Genomic DNA, 19061 nt, shown 5'->3' with positions numbered 1-19061 from the left:
CGCGACCTCGTTCCCGGGTATCGACCCGCCGATCAGTGTACGTTCGACAGCCTGCTCGGTTCATACCCCTCGGGAGGCGTGTGACGGATATTGTAATGGGGAACCTTTCCGGACAGGAACGAACGAACGGTTCGTCGGGCGCGACCGACGGCCCCGTTAGGTACCTCTTACGTCGCTCCGTCGGCCGAGTCCGTTACCGGCCCATCCCTCGACGGACGATCGGGAGCCGTCCGCGACCGGAGACCCGAGAGCGGAAGCGGACTCACGGTTCGGTGTGGTATCCGATCGGCGAGGGGTCAGTCGGACAGGAGCGCGACGGAGTCCGCGGTGACGACGACGGTGTACCCACAGTACCGGAAGGAGACCCGCAGGTCGGCGCGACCGTCGCGATCGACGCCCGCGATCAGGTCTCCCAGCGCCTCCGGGTCGACGGCGTCGTTCAACACCGGAAGATCCGTCGAATCGACGCCCTCTTCCTCCGCGACCGTCCGAACGATGTCTATCGTCACGGACGTCTCGGGCGTTCTGTGCGTCTCGGTGACGACCGTTCCATCGAGGGGTTTCGTTTCGGAATCGCCGTCCGAGGCAAACGGACTCATGTGATGGTGATAGCCGATCCTCGAAGACCGGTATAAAAAGGCCGTCGATGTCCGGCAGGTGGCCCCCAGGGTGTGTCGACCGGGTCGCAGGTCCCGCTCGGCTCGGACGACGGGACGACGACGACGCCGACGCGGGGCCGTTTGATCGGTATTAATTCGGTCCGATCCGTGCCGTGAGATACGGGTATCACGACGCCGTTCTCACGGTTCGATCCGGTGAGACGGCTCGAGGAGACCGGTCGGACACGGCCGTCGACGGGGGACGATCTCCCCCCGCACCGGGATATTTCACGGTTGTTAAATATATACGTGGGGCCCTTCCGTTCGTCCGTATCACGGGTGGGATCGACCATCCCTGACCCCGGAGGGTCGATGTCGGTCGTGGTACCGGTCCCCTTTTCAGTGGAGAGACGACTGGCCCGCGGCCCGTCCTCCCGGCCGGCGGCGTTCGGGCGTTCGACGGCGCGACTCGCCGCCGCTCGTGAGGACCTCGGTCCCGTCGACGAAAACGCGTTCGACGGTCGGGAGCGGGTCGGGGTCGACGACGAGGAGGTCCGCGCGTGCACCGACCTCGATCCGGCCCCGATCGTACATGCCGACCGCGTCGGCGGGGTTTCTGGTGACCCGGTTCGTTCGGACCGGAAGCGGCTCACCGGTGTCGACGAACGGCGCTGCGAGCAGCGACGGCGGGTGGTAGTCGGAACACAGGACGTCGACGATCCCGTCGCCGATCGCCGCCCGCGCCGAGAGGTTGTCCCAGAGGCTCCCGCCCCTGAGGAGGTTCGGCGCCCCCATCACGGTGGTCATCCCCCGGTCGCTCGCGTGGCGTGCGGCCTCGTGGGTGAGCGGGTACTCGGCGATCGATGCCCCGTGATCGAACAGCCGATCGATGTCGTCCGCCGTTTCGTCGTCGTGTGACGCCAGCGGGACGTCGGCTGTCTCCGCCACCGCGGCCACCCGCTCGGACAGCGAACGACGGTCCGTCCGCGAGAGCGACTCCCGTTCGGAGATCGTCTCCGCGACGCGCTCGCTGGGCCAGTTGCGGTCCTCGACGTAGTGCCGCTCGAACGCTTCGCGGTCGTACTGCCCGTCGCCGGGTACGTGATGCATCACGGAGACGAGATCGACGTCCACGTCCGCAGACAGCCGCTCGACCGACCGCACGCTCTCTTCGACCAGCTCACAGCGGGCGTGGACGCGGTTGTCGGAGAGCAGGTAGGTCGCGTTCGCGACCTCGGTGGCGAGCTCGGTGGCCTCGGGGATCGTCCGGTCGTCGTCCGGCGAGTTCTCGAAGGCGATCGCGTGGAACTTCGTCGTCACGCCGGTCAAGACGTTCACGCGGTCCGCCATCGAGAGGGCCATGGCGGTGTCGACCTGCGCACCCGAACGAGGGTGGAGGTGCCGTTCGACGTCGTCGCCGTGGAGGTCCACGAGGCCGGGCATGACCAGCCGGCCCTCCGCATCGACGGTCTCCGACCGGGGGAGGACGCCGCCTCCTGCCCCGCTCACGTCCGCGATACGGCTCCCGGTGACGACGACCCGTCCGTCGTCGATGACCTCGGTCGGCGTGACGATCCGGCCGCCCCGGATCTCGGTGATACCGGTCATCGTCCCGAGCGCGGACCGGCAGTGTGCGGGTCGATGCCCGGGCTGGAGACGACGGCGTACCGGGAGGGATCGTCGGTCGAGAGAGGTGCCATACCGCACTCAATACCGGGAGAACGTCTTTGTTAATCACACACAACGGTACGTCACAGCGGACGGTTCACCCCGCCGCGCTCATGAACCCCTCGACGGACGCGATCCGCGGATCGGCCCCCTGAACGGGATTAGCCGTACAATAACAATGACCTGACGACGTCGAGTTCGGGCAACGAAATGACGATCACTCGCTCCCGTTCGTATCCCGAACTGCTCCCCTTTCTGTGGCCGGTTCCTGCGGTTTTACTGGTCAGTATCGTCGTTCTGTGGCTCCCGTCGGGGTCCACGCTTCGGCTGTTGTCGGCCCTCGTGGCGCTGTCGTTCCTCCCCGGATACGCCCTGACGCTCGCGGTGTTCCCCGGACGGCAACCGGGCTGGAGCGACACGCCGACGCCGATGGCGTCGGAACACCGGGAGTCGACGCTCTCCTCGCTCGGTCCCATCGAACGGATCGCGATGGGGGTCGGCTTCAGCGTCTGTCTGATGCCGCTGTACGGCTACGTCGTCGCGCTCGGGATCGGCGGATACGATCCCGGGACGGCGGTCGTCCTCGTGTCGGTCACGACGGTCCTGTCGACGCTCCTCGCCCTCGGCAGGGTCGCGCTCTCGCCGAGTACCCTCACCGCTCCGTCACCGTTCTCCCGATTGGCGACGGACGTGGTCGATCGGAGCTCGGCACCGACGCGAAACGAGCGGGTGCTGAACCTCGCCGTCGTCGCCGGGCTCCTCCTCGCTGCGGCGTACCTCTCGGTCTCGATAGCGATGCCGCCGGAGAGCCCCGAGTACACCACGGCCACCCTGTTGACCGAGAACGACGACGGGGAGCTGGTCGCCGACGGATACCCCGACCGGCTCGGGGAGGGCGAGTCGGCGGAGCTCGTCTTTCGGCTCGAGAACCACGAAAACCGCGAGGTCGAGTACCAGGTCATCGTCCAACACCAGCGCGTGGCCCCGGACGGGAGCGTCATCGAGGAGACGAGGCTCGACCGGTTCGAACGCACCGTCCTTCCCGGGCAACCCTGGGACGAGAGACACAGCGTCACGTCGGCGATGTCGGGCGATCGGAACCGGCTCGTGTATCTCGTCTACGTCGGCGACGCGCCCACGGAACCGACGGTCGACAACGCCTACCGGAGCCTCACGCTGTGGCTCGGCTCGGGCGACCCCCCCGAGGAAACCAACGCTCTGAGCCCGTCGTCGAACGTTCCGGCTCCCGAGCAACGGGTCGATACGGAACCCGAACTCACCGACGGGAGGGCGGGCTGATGTCACCGGGACTGTCGTCGACGTACGCGACACGGAACGTCGGGCCGATCGCGCTCCTGATCGGGACCCTCTGTTTCCTTATCGCCGTCTCCGCCGCCAACGCCGCCCCGGCGACCGGCACCGAGGTGTCCATCTACGCTGAGACGCCGGTGCTCTTCTGGGCCGGCATCGGCATCGCTCTGTTGGTGGGGTTGTTCACGCTGGCCTTCGCCGTCTCCTGGACCCAGTGGGCGGGCGGTCTCGCACTGAGCGGCCTGTCCGTGCTCGCGGTCGTCGCGCTCCCGCTCGTCCGCGGCTACTTCTTCTACGGCCTCAGCGACTCGCTCCGTCACCTGGGAGCAGCACGAAGGCTGACCACGGGTGACCTGGGCTTCTTCGAGATCGTGTACCCCGGAGCGTACGCCTACAGCGGGTTCCTGGCAGTCCTCTCGGGGATCCCGCTGGAACGGGCGATGCTGTTCGTCGTGTTCTCGATGATGGTCCTCTTCGTCGTGTTCGGCACCCTGTGTGTTCGGACCATAGTCGCGCGTCGCCGAGCGGTCGCAGTGGCGGCCGTCTCGATGCTCCTGTTCTTGCCGGTGAACCAGATAAGCCTCCATCCGCACTTCCACACGTTCTCGTTGACGACGTTCTTCGCGCCGGTCCTCCTGTTCGTGGTGATCGGACATCTGACCGCCGACACGGCGGACTCGACGCTCCCCGGACGGCTGTCGTCGACGGACCTCGGCTTCGGCGTCGGGGCGTTCGCGGTCGTCCTCTATCACCCGCTCGCGGCGACCGACCTGCTCATCGTCATGGGAGCGATAGTGGCGATCCAGTGGGTCGGGCGGCGGATGTTCTCCGGAAGCCTTCTCGCGCGCTCGCCGCCGCTTTACGGACAGTTCCTGTTCTTGCTGGTCGTCTTCGCCGTGTGGAGCGGACAACAGGACGCCGCCTTCAGTCACTCCACGAACATCGTCGAGGCGCTGACCGGATTCGTATCCGGGACCGCGGACGCCGGACAGGACGTGACACAACGGACGGAGTCGGCCGAGTCCGTGGGGCTCGGAATCGGCGAAATATTCGTCAAACTGTTCCTGGTGAAGGCGTTCTACGTGCTCGTTGCCTCCGCGGTCGTGCTTGCGAACCTCCGGTCGAGGTATCTCGAGGACGAGAGCAGCACCGTCACCACGGCGTTTTCCGTCTCCGGGATCGCGCTCGGTGCCTTCGCGCTCGTCACCTTCGTGGGCGACATAAACGAATACTTCTTCCGACACATCGGCTTCGGGATGATACTCGTCGGGACCCTCGCACCGATCGGGTTGACGAAGCTCGTCGACGCCGTCGAAGGTCGCTCCCCCGGATTGGAGACTTCCCTCAAACTCGTCGGCGTCGTCGCGCTGGTGATCGGCGTGACGCTCTCGATGCTCGTGATCTTCCCGTCGCCGTACATCGCACAACCGACCCAACACGTCTCCGAACAGCAGTACGAGGGGCACGTGACCGCGATAGAGTACCGTGCGGAGGGCGCGGCGCTTTCGTCCGGTCGCGGCGGCCCCCGTCGGTATGCGACCGCGATGGGTGACTACCTCGATCCGCGCCTCTCGTGGAAGACGCCCCCGGAAGCGCTCCCCGGGGAGTTGCGTCGCTACCGCGGTGACGACTTCGCGACGGCGGACTTCTACTACTACATCCAGACCGAACACGCGGAACGGAAGGAGCTGGTCGCGTTTCGTGGAATCCGCTACAACGCGGCTGACTTCAGGGACGTCGACCGGACGAACGGCGTGAGCCGAATCATGAGCAACGGGGAGGTCGACGTCCACTACGTCGAGTACGACGACGGTGGCGAGACGTTCGGCCCGGCGCGACTCGACCCGAAAGAGCCGGTCCGACCCGACGGTTCGAGGGTCGACCGCGGGGGTGTGGACCCGTGAGCTCGACGCGCGCCGACCCCGGCGTCGAGGTGCTCCTCGTCGGCCCGTCGCGCTCCGGCGGCGGCGGCGTGAACCGCTACATCGCCGAGCAGCGTCGACACCTCCCTGACCACGTTCGAACACGCGTCTACAGCGTGGCCGTGCCGCCGGGGAGGGGGGCCCTCCGGTTCGTTCTCGCCGCCCTCGTCGCGCTCCGGCAGATGCTTCTGTTCCCGTTCCGGCGCCCGCCCGACGTCGTCCACGTCCACAGTTCCCACTGGTACTCCTTCTATCAGTCGTCGTGGTACGTGCTCTTCGTTGCGTTCGTGTGGCGTCGCCCGGTCGTCCTCCACGTACACGGGTCGTCGTTCGACGAGTTCCTCGAAACCGACTCGCGTCCCGTTCGAGCGCTACAGAACGCCGTCTTCGACGCGAGCGACGTCGTCGTGGCGCTTTCCGACGGCTGGGCCGAACTGATCGGACGGCGGGTCGATCCGCGGAAGGTGACCGTGCTCCACAACGCGGTCGACGTCTCCGAGTACGAGCCGTCGGTCTCGACGTCGCCGATACTGCTGTCGTTCGTGTCCAACCACGTCGAACGCAAGGGGGTCAACGAACTGGTGACGGCGATCGATCGGCTCGCAGCGGTGCGTCCGGTCGACGTCGTCATCGCCGGGAAGGGGCCGGAGTCGCACCTGGCCGAGGACCTCGCCGAGGCACGACCCGGCGTGGAGTACGTCGGCTTCGTCCCCGAGGAACGGAAACGCGAGATCCTCGCCGAGTCGTCGGTGTACGTGCTCCCGACGTACGCGGAGGGCGTGCCGATCGCGATCCTGGAGGCGATGGCCGCCGGCAACGCCATCGTCTCGACGGCCGTGGGCGGGATCCCGAGCGTCGTCGACGACCGGAACGGCGTGCTCGTCGAACCCGGGGACGCGGACGCGCTCGTCGACGCGATCCGAACGTTGCTGGAGGACCCCGACCGCGTGGAGACGATGGCGAGGGAGAGCAGACGCCGGGCCGAACGGTCACACTCGTGGGAGGGCGTGACGGAGGAACTGGTCGACCTGTACTACTCGCTCGCCGAGTCGTCGCCGCCCGACGCCGACCCGTCGACGACCGGGTCAGAGACGGGTTCTCAGGCGTCCAGATAGCCGAGCGAACGGAGCCGCGCCTGGACGTCGTCGTCGTCGACGTCGTCGTACGAGCCGTCGTCGTCGGCCGCCAACACCTCCTCGAGGACGAACTGGACGTACTCGTCGACAGATCCGAACGTCGTCCCGGCGATCCGCCGCTCGGTTCGCTCGTGAAGGTGTTCCGCTATCCGGACGGTCCGTTCGTCGGTGTCGGCGTTCATCGTGTTCACGCCGAGACCTACGGCGCGTGACCGACTTCAGTAACCCCTCGCTAACGGACGGGTCCGCGCCGGACCGTCGCCGTCGGCGCTCGCCCGTTCTCAGTGGTGGTGTCGGAACCCGCCGAGCGGGGCTCCGAAGCCGTCGTCCAGGGTAGGACACGTATAACAAGGTTCGGACGCCGGGAGTGACGGCTAAGATGGGAGATCCACGGAACGTCGTGCTCGTCACGGTCGATAGCCTTCGTGCCGGCCGATGCGGCCACCTCGGACACGACGGCGGTCTCACGCCGACGATAGACGGGCTCGCGGAGGACGGGCTACGGTTCGACAACGCCATCGCGCCGGACGGCTCGACGCGCGGGTCGTCGACGACGTTCATCACGGGGAGCTATCCGTTCGACCGTCCCGGCGGCGATCGGAAGGAGACGATCCGGAGACAGCTCCGCGCCCGCGACACGCTCGCCGAGCGGTTCGGCCGGATGGGCTACGAGACGGGAGCGTTCACCGCGAACCCCTGGACCTCCCGGTCGTTCGGCTTCGACAAGGGGTTCGACCGCTTCGAGGACTTCATCGACGACACCACGTCGAACCGGTTCGACGTCGACGCCGAGGGGGACGGCGGCGGGGTCCGCGGGACTGCGATCAGGCTCCTGGACTGGTGGGAGGGACAGGAGATGTTCATGTCGTGGGAGTCCTTTTACGACGACATCGAGCGATGGATACGGTCGGCCGAGGAACCGTACTTCCTCTGGGTGTTCCTCGTCGACGTCCACATGCCGTACATTCCCCCGAAGGAGTACCTCGGGTTCCGGCCGCTGACGTACGCCGCCAACGCGTGGCTCTTCGGCGGCGCGAACGACCGAACGAGCCCCCTGTTCCGGGACCGACTCCTCTCGGCGTACGACAGCACCGTCGAGTACACGGACGACTTCGTCGCGACCCTTCTCGGCGACGTGGGCGACGACACCGTCGTCTGCGTCCATGCCGACCACGGGGAGCTGTTCGGGGAGGAGGGTCGGTACGGACACGGCTACCTCCACGAGTCGGTGATCAACGTCCCGTTCGTCGTCGGGAACGTCCCCTCCGAGCGCGTCGAGCGTCCGGTCACCCTCGAGGCGATACCGGAACTCCTCACGGGTCTCGCGGTCGGGGACCGGCCGACCGTCGAGCGACCGTACGTGACCACACGGAACGGCGCCGGGATGCGGATCGCGAGGGGAGCGAACTGGCGGTATCAACGGACCGCGGAGGGCGAGTCGGTCGCCGTTCGGGAGAACGGACGGTGGCACGGCCGGGAGGACGGTCCGTTGTACGAGATCGGACGCTCCATCGTCCGCCGGCGTGACGCGACGGACGCGGAGCGCGAACGGGTCGCCACGGCGGTGCGGGACATCGAGGTCTGACACCGATCACTGGAGTCGCCGTTTGCGGAACGCCACGACCGGAGTCGAAGGATACTGCCGGGGCTACCGTACGGACCGGTTCACCCGCTTGGCGAGGTCGTGCGTCACCGGGCCGCCGACCGCCGCCGCCATCGTCATCCACGCCAGCCCGTACGTCGGTCGGTGACGGACCGCGGCGAGCGCGTGACGGACCGCGTCGCGGTACCGTCCGCTGTCCAGGGCGGTCCCCGCCAACGACCGCAGGAGGGTGGCACGAAACGCGCCTTCACACCCGTACTCGCGCGCGAGGTCCAGGTGTTTGTTCAACAGTAGGGGGTAGGAGACGTCACGTTTCGTCTCGTAGTCGCCGCTGATCTGTTCGTGTCCCATCCGTCTGACGACGAGCGGCTCCGGCACGGCGGCGAACTCGGTGTGGAGCGACAGCCGGAAGTACCACTCCCGGTCCTGCCAGCTCGGAAAGCGGACGTCGACACCCCCGGCTGTGTCGACGACGCTTTTTTCCACCAGCATACACGAGAACGGATTGAGCGACGCACCGCGGAGCATCGCCTCGGTGACGTCCCCGCTCGTGGTCGGCGTGCGAACGTTCGTCGTCCTCCCGTCGTCGACGTAGCGCTGTCCGGTGTAGACGGCGCCGACGTTCGGTCCCGACGAGTTCATCGCTGCGAGTTGGCGTTCGAGCTTGGTCTCCAGCCAGACGTCGTCGTCGTCGATGAACGCGACGTATCGCCCCCGTACAGCGTCGATACCCGTGTTCCGCGCGGCGGCGGCGCCGCGGTTCTCCTCGTGACGAACGAGCGTGACGTCGACCCCGTCGGTGTCGATACCGTCCAGGAGCGGCGCCACCGGCTCGGGGGAGCAGTCGTCGACGACCACCAACTCGACCGCCGGGTACGTCTGTGTCACGACGCTTTTCACGGCGTCCTCGAAGTACGCCGGCCGGCCGTACGTCGGGAGGACGACGCTGACCGCGTGATCGTCGGCCATCGAACGTACTAACGACGATACCGTACTTCGTTATCGACGGAGTACCCGCCGACATCCGTCCCGTCTCGGCCCCGCCGCATACCGACCACGCGGCCCGCGAACTGCATCAGGTTCGACCCCGCCCTGACCACGGCGTGTTTCGGCGAGGTCCCCACGTAGTTCATGGGGTTCACCACCTTCTGGGCCGTCCGGAAGTACTGCTGTGACCGCGGGACGCCCTCCTTCTCCCAGAGGTACGGCGTCTGGAGCTCCAGTCTGTACTGTTTGCGCCAGTAATCCCGCACCGAGTCGGCGTACGGGTGGACCACGAGCAGCTCCGGATCGTAGTAGATCGGATACCGCGTGAGCATCCGGTCGGCGAGCTCCTTCTCCTCGTGGCCCCACGTGATGTTCTCGTCCCACATCCCGACCGCTTCGAACACTTCCGCCCGGCAGGCCGCGTTACACCCCCAAAAGCGGGTGACGTAACGAGGTGTCGCGCCCTGGTCGTAGTGGCTGGCGAACCGTTCGATCACGTCGCTTCGGGGGTGGACGATCTTGCCGGTGACGACGGACTCGCGCTCCAAGAGGTCCGCGACCCGTTCGAGGTAGCCGTCGGTCGGCAGCGAGTCGTCGTCGAGGAAGACGAGCTTCTCCGCGCTCGCCCGACGGATCCCCGCGTTTCGGGCCTTCGTCGCGGAGTCCTCGCTCTGGACGAGCACCTCGTAGTCGTCGAACGGTTGCGACTCGAGCCGCGCGACGGACTCGATCTCGTCTCTCGGCTTGAGGGTGGGGACGATTACGCTGAGTTCTGGCATGGATACCATCTGCCGCGATCGATCGCTCTGTCTTCCGGGTGGATACTACCCGAAACGACGGTCGCGTAGATTGTTATTCCGCACCTACCGAGGATGACACCGTGTTCGATAGAGCAGTATGAACGGGTTTGGTTCTACATATAGCGATATATAATCCTACTAACAAACCCGGCCGACCTCGAGTTTGTCCATATCGAATGATTTGCCAGGTTCGAACCCGTAGACGTTCGTCAGTATCCTTAGTTGGACCTCACGACCCCCTCGGGGTGTCGGGGCGATGAAACGGCATTACTACGACTTCTTCGGCGCGGTCCTGCTCGAGGTGCGCGGCGACGGCGGTCGCTCGACCGGGCAGTTCTACACGATGTTCGACCGCTTCGAGGTCGACGACCCGGACCGCGAGCCGGACGTCGTGATCGAACGGACGACCGAGGACGTCGAGTCGGAGACGGTCCTCGGCGATCCGGGGGACCACTACGGGTGGACCGGAGATCGGTTCGTCGTTCGGGACGGGTCGAAGTTCATGGCCGTCGAGCCGGGCTGGGACCACATCTACGTCTCGCCGGACTGGGAACCCTTCTTCGCCACGTATCCCGTCGAGTTCCGGATCAGGGAGGCGCTCGTAGAGGACGGTTACGCGCTCGTCCACGGGTCGGCCGTCGAGCTGAACGGGGAGACGACCGTGTTCCCCGCCTGGCGAGGGGGAGGAAAGACGAACACGCTCATCTCGCTGTTGCGCGAGGGGGCCGACTTCCTCTCCGACGACCGGCTCTGGGTCGGCGTCGACGGGACCGCCCTCGGGTATCCGTTGGCGGTGAACCTCCAGCCGTACAACGTCCAGTCGTTCCCGGAGCTCGAGGTCCGACACGACGGGCTCCGGGACCGCGCCCGCCACGAGGTGAGCGAGTTCATCGAGCTGAACGTGGACTCGAACGCGAGTCTCGCACACAACGGGGTCAACTTCCTCAATCGAAAGTTCCTGACGGGGAACGGGCGGAGCTTCACGACCGTCGAAGAGATGTTCCCGCGCGCCGACCACGTCGCGGAGTCGACCGTGGACGACGTCGTGGTCCTCGGAGCGGCACCGAACAGCGACCACGTGGCGATCGAGGAGGCGTCCGCCGACCGGGTCGCCTCGGCGACCGACGCGATCAGTTACTTCGAGTGGAACGAACTCCTCGAGGAGTACTTCCGCGCGTACGACGCCCTCTGTCCCGGTCCCTCCATCACCGAACGGCTGGAGGACGTGGTCGACGCCGAGGCGGCGGTCTTCCGGGAGCTGTTCGCGGACGTGGGAACCTACCGCGCGGCGGTCCCGCGGAGTGCCGAGTGGCACGAGGACGGACTCGACCGCGAGATAGTCGACGGCATCCGATCGCTCTCCGACACGACCGAACCCTATCTCCGTCTCCAGTAGAGGTAGCCGTACGTCGTCGCGCCCGCGGCGAGGGCGGTCGTCACCCCGAAACCCGGCACGACCGCTTCGGTGGCGTCGGCCTCCGACACCACGGTGACCGTGAGGCCGTCGAATCGGCCGATCCCCCGCTCCCGAGCCACGTCGTCCGAGAGTTCCGTCTCGGACTCCACGAACGCGATCGGCGTCCAGTTCCCGCCGCTGCCGACCACCTCGACGGTCAGCGTCGCGAGCGCCGGGTCGCCGACGGTCGAGGACCGGTACTGGTTGAACGCGACCCGCCCGCCCTCCTCGTCGACGTTCGCCACCGGGTCGTCGAACTCGTCCGTTCCCGACACCGAGACGACCTCCACCACCTCCGGATCGTAGGCGAGCACGGCCTGGTAGGCGGACACGTTCGTCGCGTTCGCCGTGACCGTCAGGTTGAACCGCTCGCCGTCGGTCCCCTCGAGCGACGTCCCGCCGTCGGCACCCGTGACCCGGACCGACGCGTCGTCTGCGGCGACGACGCCGGCGCTCGAGACGATCGCACCCACGACCAGCGCGACCGTGACGGCGACCGCGACCGCCGGCCGTCGTCCCGCGGACCCGGTGAGTCGGGTCATCTCGACCCTCGCTCGTTCGCGATCTCGACCACGTCCGTGATGTCGACCTCACCGTCTCGGTTGGCGTCCGCTACGTCTCGATCGAGCTCGACGTCCCGGTCGGCGAGGTACCGTTGGACGAGCTCGACGTCGTCGTCGTCCACGTCGCCGTCGCCGTCGACGTCTCCGGGGGATCGGGACGGCAGGGACGCCGAGAACCGGTCCTCGAAGTCCAGATCGAAGGAGATGTGGCTGTCGGCGTTGACCTCGTACTCGGCCAGGTGGGGCGAGTACGTGTGTACCTCAATACGATCGGGAGCGTCCTCGCCACCGTCGGGCACGAAGGTGAGGAGTCGGAGTCGGTCGAAGCCGGTCGCCTCCCGTGCCTGATAGTTCGCGAGCAGTTCGTAGACGGTGAGTCCGTCCCGGTTCTCGGACGTCTGGTGGTACTCGCCGTCGTTCTCGTGAAAGTGGCCGCAAAGCACCGCGAACACCTGCGCGTTCGGCTCGACGAGCTTTCGCCAGACCGCCTCCCCGCCGTTCCCGTCCCCGTCAGCCTCCTGGACGTAGCGGGTCCGGCCGGGGTTCAGTTCGCCCCCATCCGCTTCTTCGTCCCCGTCCGCTTCTTCGTCTCCCCTCGTATCCCGCTCGGCGTTGCCGTCCGTGAGGTACGAGTGCGTCGTGAGCAGGGTCGGGCGCTCGGGGTGACGGTTGAGGACGCTCTGTGCCCACTGGAGCGTCACGTCACGCGGTTCCCACTCCAGCGCGAGGTGGAGGAAGTCGTACCCGCCCGCGGAGAACAGTTGATACGAGTTCGCCTCCTCGTCGCCCGGGCCGGTCCCGCCGAACCACTCGTAGCCGTCGAACCGCGACGCGCCGAAGTACGTCGTGTAGGCGTCCAGCCCGGACCGTCGGACTCCCGTCTCGGCGTAGTCGTGGTTCCCGGGAAGCGTGCTGTAAGGGACCACTCCGTCCAGTTCGGACAGCGCGGCGTCCATCCACACCCACTTCGTCGGGTCGTTTCCCTCGTTGACGATGTCGCCCTCGTGTGTGACGAAGACGATGTTCTCCGCGTCCGCGTTCTCGACGATCCAGTCGACCTGGTCGATCGCGAACCGATACCATCGATCGTTGACCGTGAAGTACTGCGTGTCCGGAAGCGCGACGACCGTCCACTGCTCGCCGGCGGTATCCGGTTCCGTGTCGGACGCGTCCGTCACTGCTCCCGACGTGTTCGGCTCCGTGGCAGACCCTCCGCCCGTCGCGCTCGCGAGGAGCGGGACCCCGGCCGCCGTCGCGCCGATCCGAACGAACGACCGGCGCGAGATGCCCGTCGTGTCGGCGGACGCCCCGTCACGCCCGGAACCGTCGGTATCGCCGGTAACACGGACCCACTGGCTTGGAGCGGAGTTGAAACGCATTGAGACGTGACCTGGAGACGAAAACGGTTCACGATCACAAAGGTATAGCCGGATTTATCGAGGTACCGCGGAGTTAATCGGCGGATACTCTGCCGAACCGATCGGCCGAAGTCGATGCCGGAGAACCGATCGGCCGAAGTCGATGCCGGAGATCGGACCGTAGCGATTAACGAACGCATAGTGATGACCGTGTCGCCGACACGGTTCGGTAATGGCACTGCGAGCCGCGATCATCGGAACCGGAGCGGACCCGGACGAGCGCGACCGGACCGGCTACGCGATGGCGTACCGCCACGCGCCGGGGTATCGACGACTCGACGGCGTCGAGCTGGTCGCCTGCGCTGACATCGTCCGGGAAAACGCCGAGGCGTTCGCGGAGACGTTCGACGTCCCGTCGAGACACGTCTACGAGGACTACGAGGAGATGCTGTCGGGGGCGGAACCCGACGTCGTGAGCGTCTGTGTCCCCCCGGCGATCCACGCCGACATCGTCGTCGACTGCGCCGAGAGCGGGGTCCCGATCGCGGTCCACTGTGAGAAGCCGATGGCGACGACGTGGGGCGACTGCCGGCGGATGGTCGAGGCCTGCGACGAGGCGGACGTCCAGCTCACGATCAACCACCAGCGACGCTTCGGCGCGCCGTTCACGCGGGCGAAGTCCCTGCTCGACGACGGGACCGTCGGGGAGTTACGGCGGATCGAGTTCGGCGAGGTGAACCTCTACGACGCCGGCACGCATCAGTTCGATCTGGCCGGCTACTACGCCGACTGGTCGCCCGTGGAGTGGGTGCTGGCGGGGGCCGACTTCAGCGAGGCGAACGAGTGGTTCGGCACGCGAAACGAGAACCAGGGGCTCGCACAGTGGCGCACAGAGAGCGGCGTCCACGGCCTGGCCTCCACCGGCGAGGAGCCGGGAACCGGGAGCGACTTCACCGGGTGTTACATGCGGCTCCTCGGCGCGGACGGGGCGATCGAGATCGGCGTGGAGGACGGGCCGGCGCTCAGGTACCGGACCGACGACGGGGGGTGGACGACCGTGGACACCGGCGAGGACGTCCACGGACCGAACCCGGGGAAACTCCGCCTCGGGCTGGCGAAACTCGTGGATCGCGCACCGATCGGAAAGGGAGACCGGGTCACCCCCACGTCGTTCGTCGATCGGGCCATCGAGGAGGTCGTCGGCGCGCTCCGGGAGGACCGGGACCCGGTCATCGGCGGCGAGCGGTCGCTGTACGCCGCCGAGTTGCCCTTCGCCTCGTGGGAGTCGGTGCGCCGGCGCGCTCGCGTGGACCTCCCCTTAGGGATCGACGACAACCCGCTCCAGGCGCTCGTCGAGGACGCGGAGTCGGGAGCGGGCTCGGGAGAAACCGGGGACCGCGAGGCGAACGAAACCGGGGACCTCGAGACGAACGAAACCGGGGACGTCGGGCGGTAGAGCCGTCGTCCGCTCGGAGCCGTCGTCGGGTTAGGTCGCTACTACGCAGGGTTTTTCCGGGGCATAACAAAACGTCGCTGGGCGGTAGCAGTCGACGAAATGGACAGTCAACCAGCAACCGACGCGGAGGAGCGTCGATGACCGCGTCGGACGACGCGGATATCGCCGCGGACGTGACGCTCGGAAGCGACGACGGGGCCGATCCGGTCATCGGCGACGACGCGACGGTTCGGTCCGGGACGATACTCTACCACGACGTCGTGGTCGGCGACCGGTTCCGGACGGGGCACGACGCCCTCGTCCGTGAAGAGACGGAGATCGGCGACGACGTGCTCGTGGGAACCAAGACGATCATCGACGGCCACACCACCGTCGGCTCGGGAGTCAGCCTCCAGAGCAGGGTGTACGTTCCCTCCCACACGACGATCGGCGACGACGTCTTCGTCGGCCCGGGCGCGGTGTTGACGAACGACCCGTCCCCGGTCCGAACGAGATCGGAGCTGAACGGACCGACCGTCGAGGACCACGCCTCGATCGGGGCGAACGCGACCGTCCTCCCCGGCGTGACGATCGGTCACGGCGCGTTCGTCGCCGCCGGAGCGGTCGTCACGCGGGACGTCCCGCCGGAGACGCTGGCGGTCGGCTGCCCGGCGCGCATCGAGCCCCTCCCCGAGGAACTGACCGGCGGAAACCGGATCCGGTGACCCCATGATCTCCATCGCGGATCCCACGATCGGAACGGAGGAGAAACGGCGCGTCGAGGCGGTGTTAGACTCCGGAATGCTGGCCGAAGGCGAGGTCGTCGACGAGTTCGAGGAGTCGTTCGCGGACTACTGCGGCGCCGACGTCGGGGTCGCCACCACGAACGGGACGACCGCGCTCCACGCCGCCCTCGTCGGGCTCGGCGTCGGCCCGGGCGACCGGGTCCTCACGACGCCGTTCAGCTTCATCGCCACGGCGAACGCAGTACGACTGGCCGGCGCGGAGGTCGACTTCGTCGACATCGACCCCCGAACGTACAACCTGGACACCGACGCGCTGGAGGCACGCCTCCGCGACGGGGACCCCGTCGACGCGGTCGTCGCCGTCCACCTGTACGGGCTCCCCGCGGACGTCGAACGGCTCACCGAGCTGGCCGACGAGTACGACTTCCGGCTCCTCGAGGACGCCGCGCAGGCACACGGCGCGTCCTACGAGGGCCGACGCGTCGGGAGCTTCGGGGACGCCGCCTGCTTCTCGTTTTACCCGACGAAGAACATGACCACGGGCGAGGGCGGGATGATACTCACGGACGACGACGCGGTCGCCGAGCGGGCGCGGCGGTTCGTCGACCACGGCCGGACGAGCGGCTACGAACACGGGTCGGTCGGACACAACTTCCGGATGACGAACGTCGCTGGGGCGATCGGCTGCGCACAGCTCGAACGGCTTCCGGAGTTCCTCAGAGCGAGGCGGCGGAACGCTACCGGGCTGACCGAACGACTCGCCGACGTCCCCGACGTCACGACGCCGGTCGAACCCGCGGGGTACGACCACGCCTATCACCAGTACACGGTCCGGGTGCCGAACCGCGACGCGCTCCGGGAGCACCTCTCGAACCGGGGCGTGGGGACGGGCGTCTACTACCCGATACCGATCCACCGGCAACCGGCGTACGACGACGTGTCGGGGTCGTACCCGGTCGCGGAGGCGTGCGCCGAGGAGGTCCTCTCGCTTCCCGTCCACCCGGAGCTCGACGGGTCGGACCTCGACCGGATCGTCGAGGCCACCGCGGGGGCGATAGCATGACCGTCGACGTCGGCGTGATCGGCGTCGGCTCGATGGGCGGGAACCACGCCCGCGTGTACGCGGAACTCCCCGACGCGAACCTCGTCGGGATCGCCGACGCCAACGTCGATCGGGCCGAGGAGGTCGCAGGAGAGTTCGGAACGACAGCGTACGCCGTCGACGAACTGATCGACCGCGTCGACGCGGCGTCCGTCGCGGTCCCGACGCAGTACCACGCTGACGTCGCCGGCGCGTGTATCGACGCCGGCGTCCACGTGCTCGTCGAGAAGCCGTTCGTCGACTCGCCCGAGGCGGGCCGCGAGTTGCTCCGTCGGGCCGACGAGGCCGACGTGACCGTTCAGGTCGGCCACATCGAACGCTTCAGCCCCGCGGTCACGGAGCTGTCGCGGATCGTGCGGGACGTCTCGCCGATCGCGATCGACGCCCGGCGGCTCGGCCCGCCGACCGACGAGGAGCGCTCGATCGACGACGGCGTCGTCCACGACCTGATGATCCACGACCTCGACGTGGTTCGCTCGTTGGTCCCCGGGGAGGTCGTCGAGATCAACGCGTTGTGTACCGATGACGGCCAACACGCGAACGCACAGCTTCGGTTCGACGACGGCACTGACGCCAGCCTCACCGCGAGCCGCGTGACCCAGAAGAAGGTGCGTGACCTCACGATCACCGCGGAGAGCTGTTACATCGAGCTCGACTACCTCATGCAGGACCTGGAGATCCACCGTCAGTCCCGGCCGGAGTACATGAAAGTCGAGGGGAACGTCCGGTACCAACACGAGGGGATCACCGAACGGCCGATGATACGGTCGGGGGAGCCGCTCCGGTTCGAACTCGAGTCGTTCGTCGAGTCTGTCGCGAACGGGACGGTCCCGCGCGTCACGGGCGCCGACGGGCTCCGTGCGATCGAGCTGGCGGACGCGGTCCGCGAGCGTGCGCGCGGGAACGACGGCGTCCGATCGAGGGGCGACGGACGGATCACGTCCGGGGTGAACCGATGACTCGACGCGCCGGGCGGACGGCCGGGGTGGAGGGGTCGGCACCGCTGTACGGGATCGGCCCGGACGACGAGATACGGGCCGTCATCGAGGGGCGGAACGCCGGCATCGCGGTGTACGGGCTCGGGAAGATGGGGCTCCCGCTGGCGGCCGTCTACGCCGCCCGCGTCGGCGACGTGATCGGCGTCGACGTCGACGAGTCGGTCGTCGAGTCGCTCAACCGGGGCGACTGCCACGTGGACCGCGAGCCCGAGCTCCCGAGGCTGACGAGACGCCTCGTGGAGGACGGGCGGTTCCGGGCGACGAGTCACGCGCGGGCCGCGGCGGACGCGGCGAGCGTCCACGTCGTCATCGTGCCGACACCCATCACCGACGCGAAGGAGCCGGACCTCTCGATCCTCGACGCGGTGGTCGACGCCGTCGCCGACGGCCTCTCCCCCGGCGACGTCGTGTTCGTCGAGTGTACCGTCCCCCCGGGGACGTGTCGCGACCGCGTCGTGCCGACGCTCGTCGAGGGGAGCGGGCTCGACGCCGACGAGTTCGGCGTCGCGTTCTGTCCGGAGCGCACGTCGAGCGGCCGGGCCATCGAGGACATCACGGGCGCGTACCCGAAGGTCGTCGGCGGCGTGGACGCCGAGAGCGCCCGCATCGCCGAGATCGTCTACGGGTACGTCACCGACAACGAGGTGGTCCGCGCCTCGAACGCGCGGACGGCCGAGGCCGTGAAGCTGTTCGAGGGGCTCTACCGCGACGTCAACATCGCCCTCGCGAACGAGCTCGGGACGCTGGCCGACGACCTCGCGATCGACGTCAGGGAGGCCATCGAGACGGCGAACACCCAGCCGTTCTGTAACATCCACGACCCCGGACCGGGCGTCGGCGGCCACTGCATCCCATGGTACCCGTACTTCGTGATGAGCCGCGTGACGGAGCCGACCCCGCTCCTCCGGATGGCCCGGGAGGTGAACGACTCGATGCCGGCGTTCACCGCGCGGATCGTCGAGCGGGAGCTCGACGAGCGGGAGACGCCGATCGACGGCGCGCGCGTCCTCGTTCTCGGCGTCACGTACCGGCCGGGCGTCGAGGAGACGCGGGCGACCCCCGCCGGCGCGCTCGTCGGCGAGCTGACCCATCGCGGCGCCGAGGTCCTCGCATCGGATCCCCTGCTCGACGACGAGGCGATCGCGTCGTTCGGCGCGGAGCCCGTCGCCCTGTCGGGGCTGGCGCGAACGGACCCCGACGCGGTCGTCGTCGTCACCCCGCACGAGGAGTTCGACGCGATCGAGTGGGACGGCTTCGACGACGTCGTCGTCGTCGACGGCCGGGACTCGGTCGGCGATACCGGGCACCGGACGTACACCATCGGCTCCGGCCGCCGGTAACGGGGCCGTACCGGGGTCCGATCCCCTCCGATCGCCG

At 67.8% G+C, this 19061-nt stretch carries 17 protein-coding genes; 10 read left to right on the top strand and 7 right to left on the bottom strand.

Annotation, left to right across the window (positions count from 1 at the left end):
* Nucleotides 1-296: 296 nt before the first annotated feature.
* The gene (locus DQW50_RS07770) at nucleotides 297-599 is read right to left on the bottom strand and encodes a HalOD1 output domain-containing protein (RefSeq protein WP_157964854.1); all 303 of its coding nucleotides are present in this window, start codon (nucleotides 597-599) and stop codon (nucleotides 297-299) included.
* 399 nt (nucleotides 600-998) lie between these two features.
* Nucleotides 999-2207, bottom strand: a complete 1209-nt coding sequence (locus tag DQW50_RS07765; RefSeq protein WP_241964376.1) for an alpha-D-ribose 1-methylphosphonate 5-triphosphate diphosphatase — start codon at nucleotides 2205-2207, stop codon at nucleotides 999-1001.
* A gap of 270 nt (nucleotides 2208-2477) precedes the next feature.
* On the opposite strand from DQW50_RS07765, the gene DQW50_RS07760 reads away from it, so the two are divergent.
* From DQW50_RS07760 to DQW50_RS07750, 3 genes are read left to right on the top strand one after another with little or no spacing between them, the layout of a single operon-like run.
* Nucleotides 2478-3566 (top strand): DUF1616 domain-containing protein, encoded by a 1089-nt coding sequence (locus DQW50_RS07760; RefSeq protein ID WP_112078723.1) that lies wholly within the window; start codon nucleotides 2478-2480, stop codon nucleotides 3564-3566.
* Complete coding sequence (locus DQW50_RS07755) at nucleotides 3566-5482, top strand: hypothetical protein (RefSeq protein ID WP_112078722.1); 1917 nt, start codon at nucleotides 3566-3568, stop codon at nucleotides 5480-5482. Before DQW50_RS07760 ends, DQW50_RS07755 begins: the two co-directional genes overlap by 1 nt.
* Nucleotides 5479-6615: a glycosyltransferase family 4 protein gene (locus DQW50_RS07750; RefSeq protein WP_112078721.1), complete on the top strand. Its 1137-nt coding sequence runs from the start codon at nucleotides 5479-5481 to the stop codon at nucleotides 6613-6615. The genes DQW50_RS07755 and DQW50_RS07750 overlap by 4 nt, the downstream gene beginning before the upstream one ends.
* On the opposite strand, the gene DQW50_RS07745 is transcribed toward DQW50_RS07750, so the two are convergent.
* Entirely contained in the window at nucleotides 6600-6818 is a 219-nt protein-coding gene (locus DQW50_RS07745) for a CopG family transcriptional regulator (protein ID WP_127341318.1), read from the bottom strand. The two genes, DQW50_RS07750 and DQW50_RS07745, sit on opposite strands and share 16 nt — an antisense overlap.
* 197 nt (nucleotides 6819-7015) lie before the next feature.
* Between DQW50_RS07745 and DQW50_RS07740 the strand changes: the two genes are divergently transcribed.
* Complete coding sequence (locus DQW50_RS07740; RefSeq protein ID WP_112078719.1) at nucleotides 7016-8221, top strand: sulfatase; 1206 nt, start codon at nucleotides 7016-7018, stop codon at nucleotides 8219-8221.
* Nucleotides 8222-8284: 63 nt separating this feature from the next.
* On the opposite strand, the gene DQW50_RS07735 is transcribed toward DQW50_RS07740, so the two are convergent.
* Both DQW50_RS07735 and DQW50_RS07730 read right to left on the bottom strand, forming a co-directional pair.
* A complete protein-coding gene (locus tag DQW50_RS07735; RefSeq protein ID WP_112078718.1) occupies nucleotides 8285-9208 on the bottom strand; it encodes a glycosyltransferase family A protein in 924 nt (307 codons plus the stop codon).
* A gap of 8 nt (nucleotides 9209-9216) precedes the next feature.
* A complete protein-coding gene (locus tag DQW50_RS07730) occupies nucleotides 9217-10005 on the bottom strand; it encodes a glycosyltransferase family 2 protein (RefSeq protein ID WP_112078717.1) in 789 nt (262 codons plus the stop codon).
* Nucleotides 10006-10282: 277 nt separating this feature from the next.
* Here DQW50_RS07730 and DQW50_RS07725 point away from each other — a divergent pair, with 277 nt between their 5' ends.
* The gene (locus tag DQW50_RS07725; RefSeq protein ID WP_112078716.1) at nucleotides 10283-11422 is read left to right on the top strand and encodes a hypothetical protein; all 1140 of its coding nucleotides are present in this window, start codon (nucleotides 10283-10285) and stop codon (nucleotides 11420-11422) included.
* Here the strand turns inward: DQW50_RS07725 and DQW50_RS07720 are convergent.
* On the bottom strand, nucleotides 11404-12024 hold the full coding sequence (locus tag DQW50_RS07720) for a cohesin domain-containing protein (protein ID WP_112078715.1): 621 nt from the start codon (nucleotides 12022-12024) through the stop codon (nucleotides 11404-11406). The two genes, DQW50_RS07725 and DQW50_RS07720, sit on opposite strands and share 19 nt — an antisense overlap.
* Entirely contained in the window at nucleotides 12021-13424 is a 1404-nt protein-coding gene (locus DQW50_RS07715) for a metallophosphoesterase (protein WP_112078714.1), read from the bottom strand. Before DQW50_RS07715 ends, DQW50_RS07720 begins: the two co-directional genes overlap by 4 nt.
* A gap of 211 nt (nucleotides 13425-13635) precedes the next feature.
* On the opposite strand from DQW50_RS07715, the gene DQW50_RS07710 reads away from it, so the two are divergent.
* The 5 genes from DQW50_RS07710 (at nucleotide 13636) to DQW50_RS07690 (ending at nucleotide 19024) form a co-directional block, all read left to right on the top strand.
* Nucleotides 13636-14859, top strand: coding sequence for a Gfo/Idh/MocA family oxidoreductase (locus tag DQW50_RS07710; RefSeq protein ID WP_321169395.1), 1224 nt, complete (start codon nucleotides 13636-13638; stop codon nucleotides 14857-14859).
* A 137-nt stretch (nucleotides 14860-14996) separates the two neighbouring features.
* The gene (locus DQW50_RS07705; RefSeq protein ID WP_112078713.1) at nucleotides 14997-15563 is read left to right on the top strand and encodes an acyltransferase; all 567 of its coding nucleotides are present in this window, start codon (nucleotides 14997-14999) and stop codon (nucleotides 15561-15563) included.
* A gap of 4 nt (nucleotides 15564-15567) precedes the next feature.
* Nucleotides 15568-16647, top strand: coding sequence for a DegT/DnrJ/EryC1/StrS aminotransferase family protein (locus DQW50_RS07700; RefSeq protein WP_112078712.1), 1080 nt, complete (start codon nucleotides 15568-15570; stop codon nucleotides 16645-16647).
* Nucleotides 16644-17645: a Gfo/Idh/MocA family protein gene (locus DQW50_RS07695; RefSeq protein ID WP_112078711.1), complete on the top strand. Its 1002-nt coding sequence runs from the start codon at nucleotides 16644-16646 to the stop codon at nucleotides 17643-17645. The genes DQW50_RS07700 and DQW50_RS07695 overlap by 4 nt, the downstream gene beginning before the upstream one ends.
* The gene (locus DQW50_RS07690) at nucleotides 17642-19024 is read left to right on the top strand and encodes a nucleotide sugar dehydrogenase (protein ID WP_112078710.1); all 1383 of its coding nucleotides are present in this window, start codon (nucleotides 17642-17644) and stop codon (nucleotides 19022-19024) included. The genes DQW50_RS07695 and DQW50_RS07690 overlap by 4 nt, the downstream gene beginning before the upstream one ends.
* Nucleotides 19025-19061: the final 37 nt, after the last annotated feature.

Source organism: Halorubrum sp. 48-1-W (assembly GCF_003287355.1).
Taxonomy (GTDB): Archaea; Halobacteriota; Halobacteria; order Halobacteriales; family Haloferacaceae; genus Halorubrum.
The sequence above is the reverse complement of the archived record's forward strand: the minus strand, read 5'-3'. Positions and strand labels throughout refer to the sequence as shown.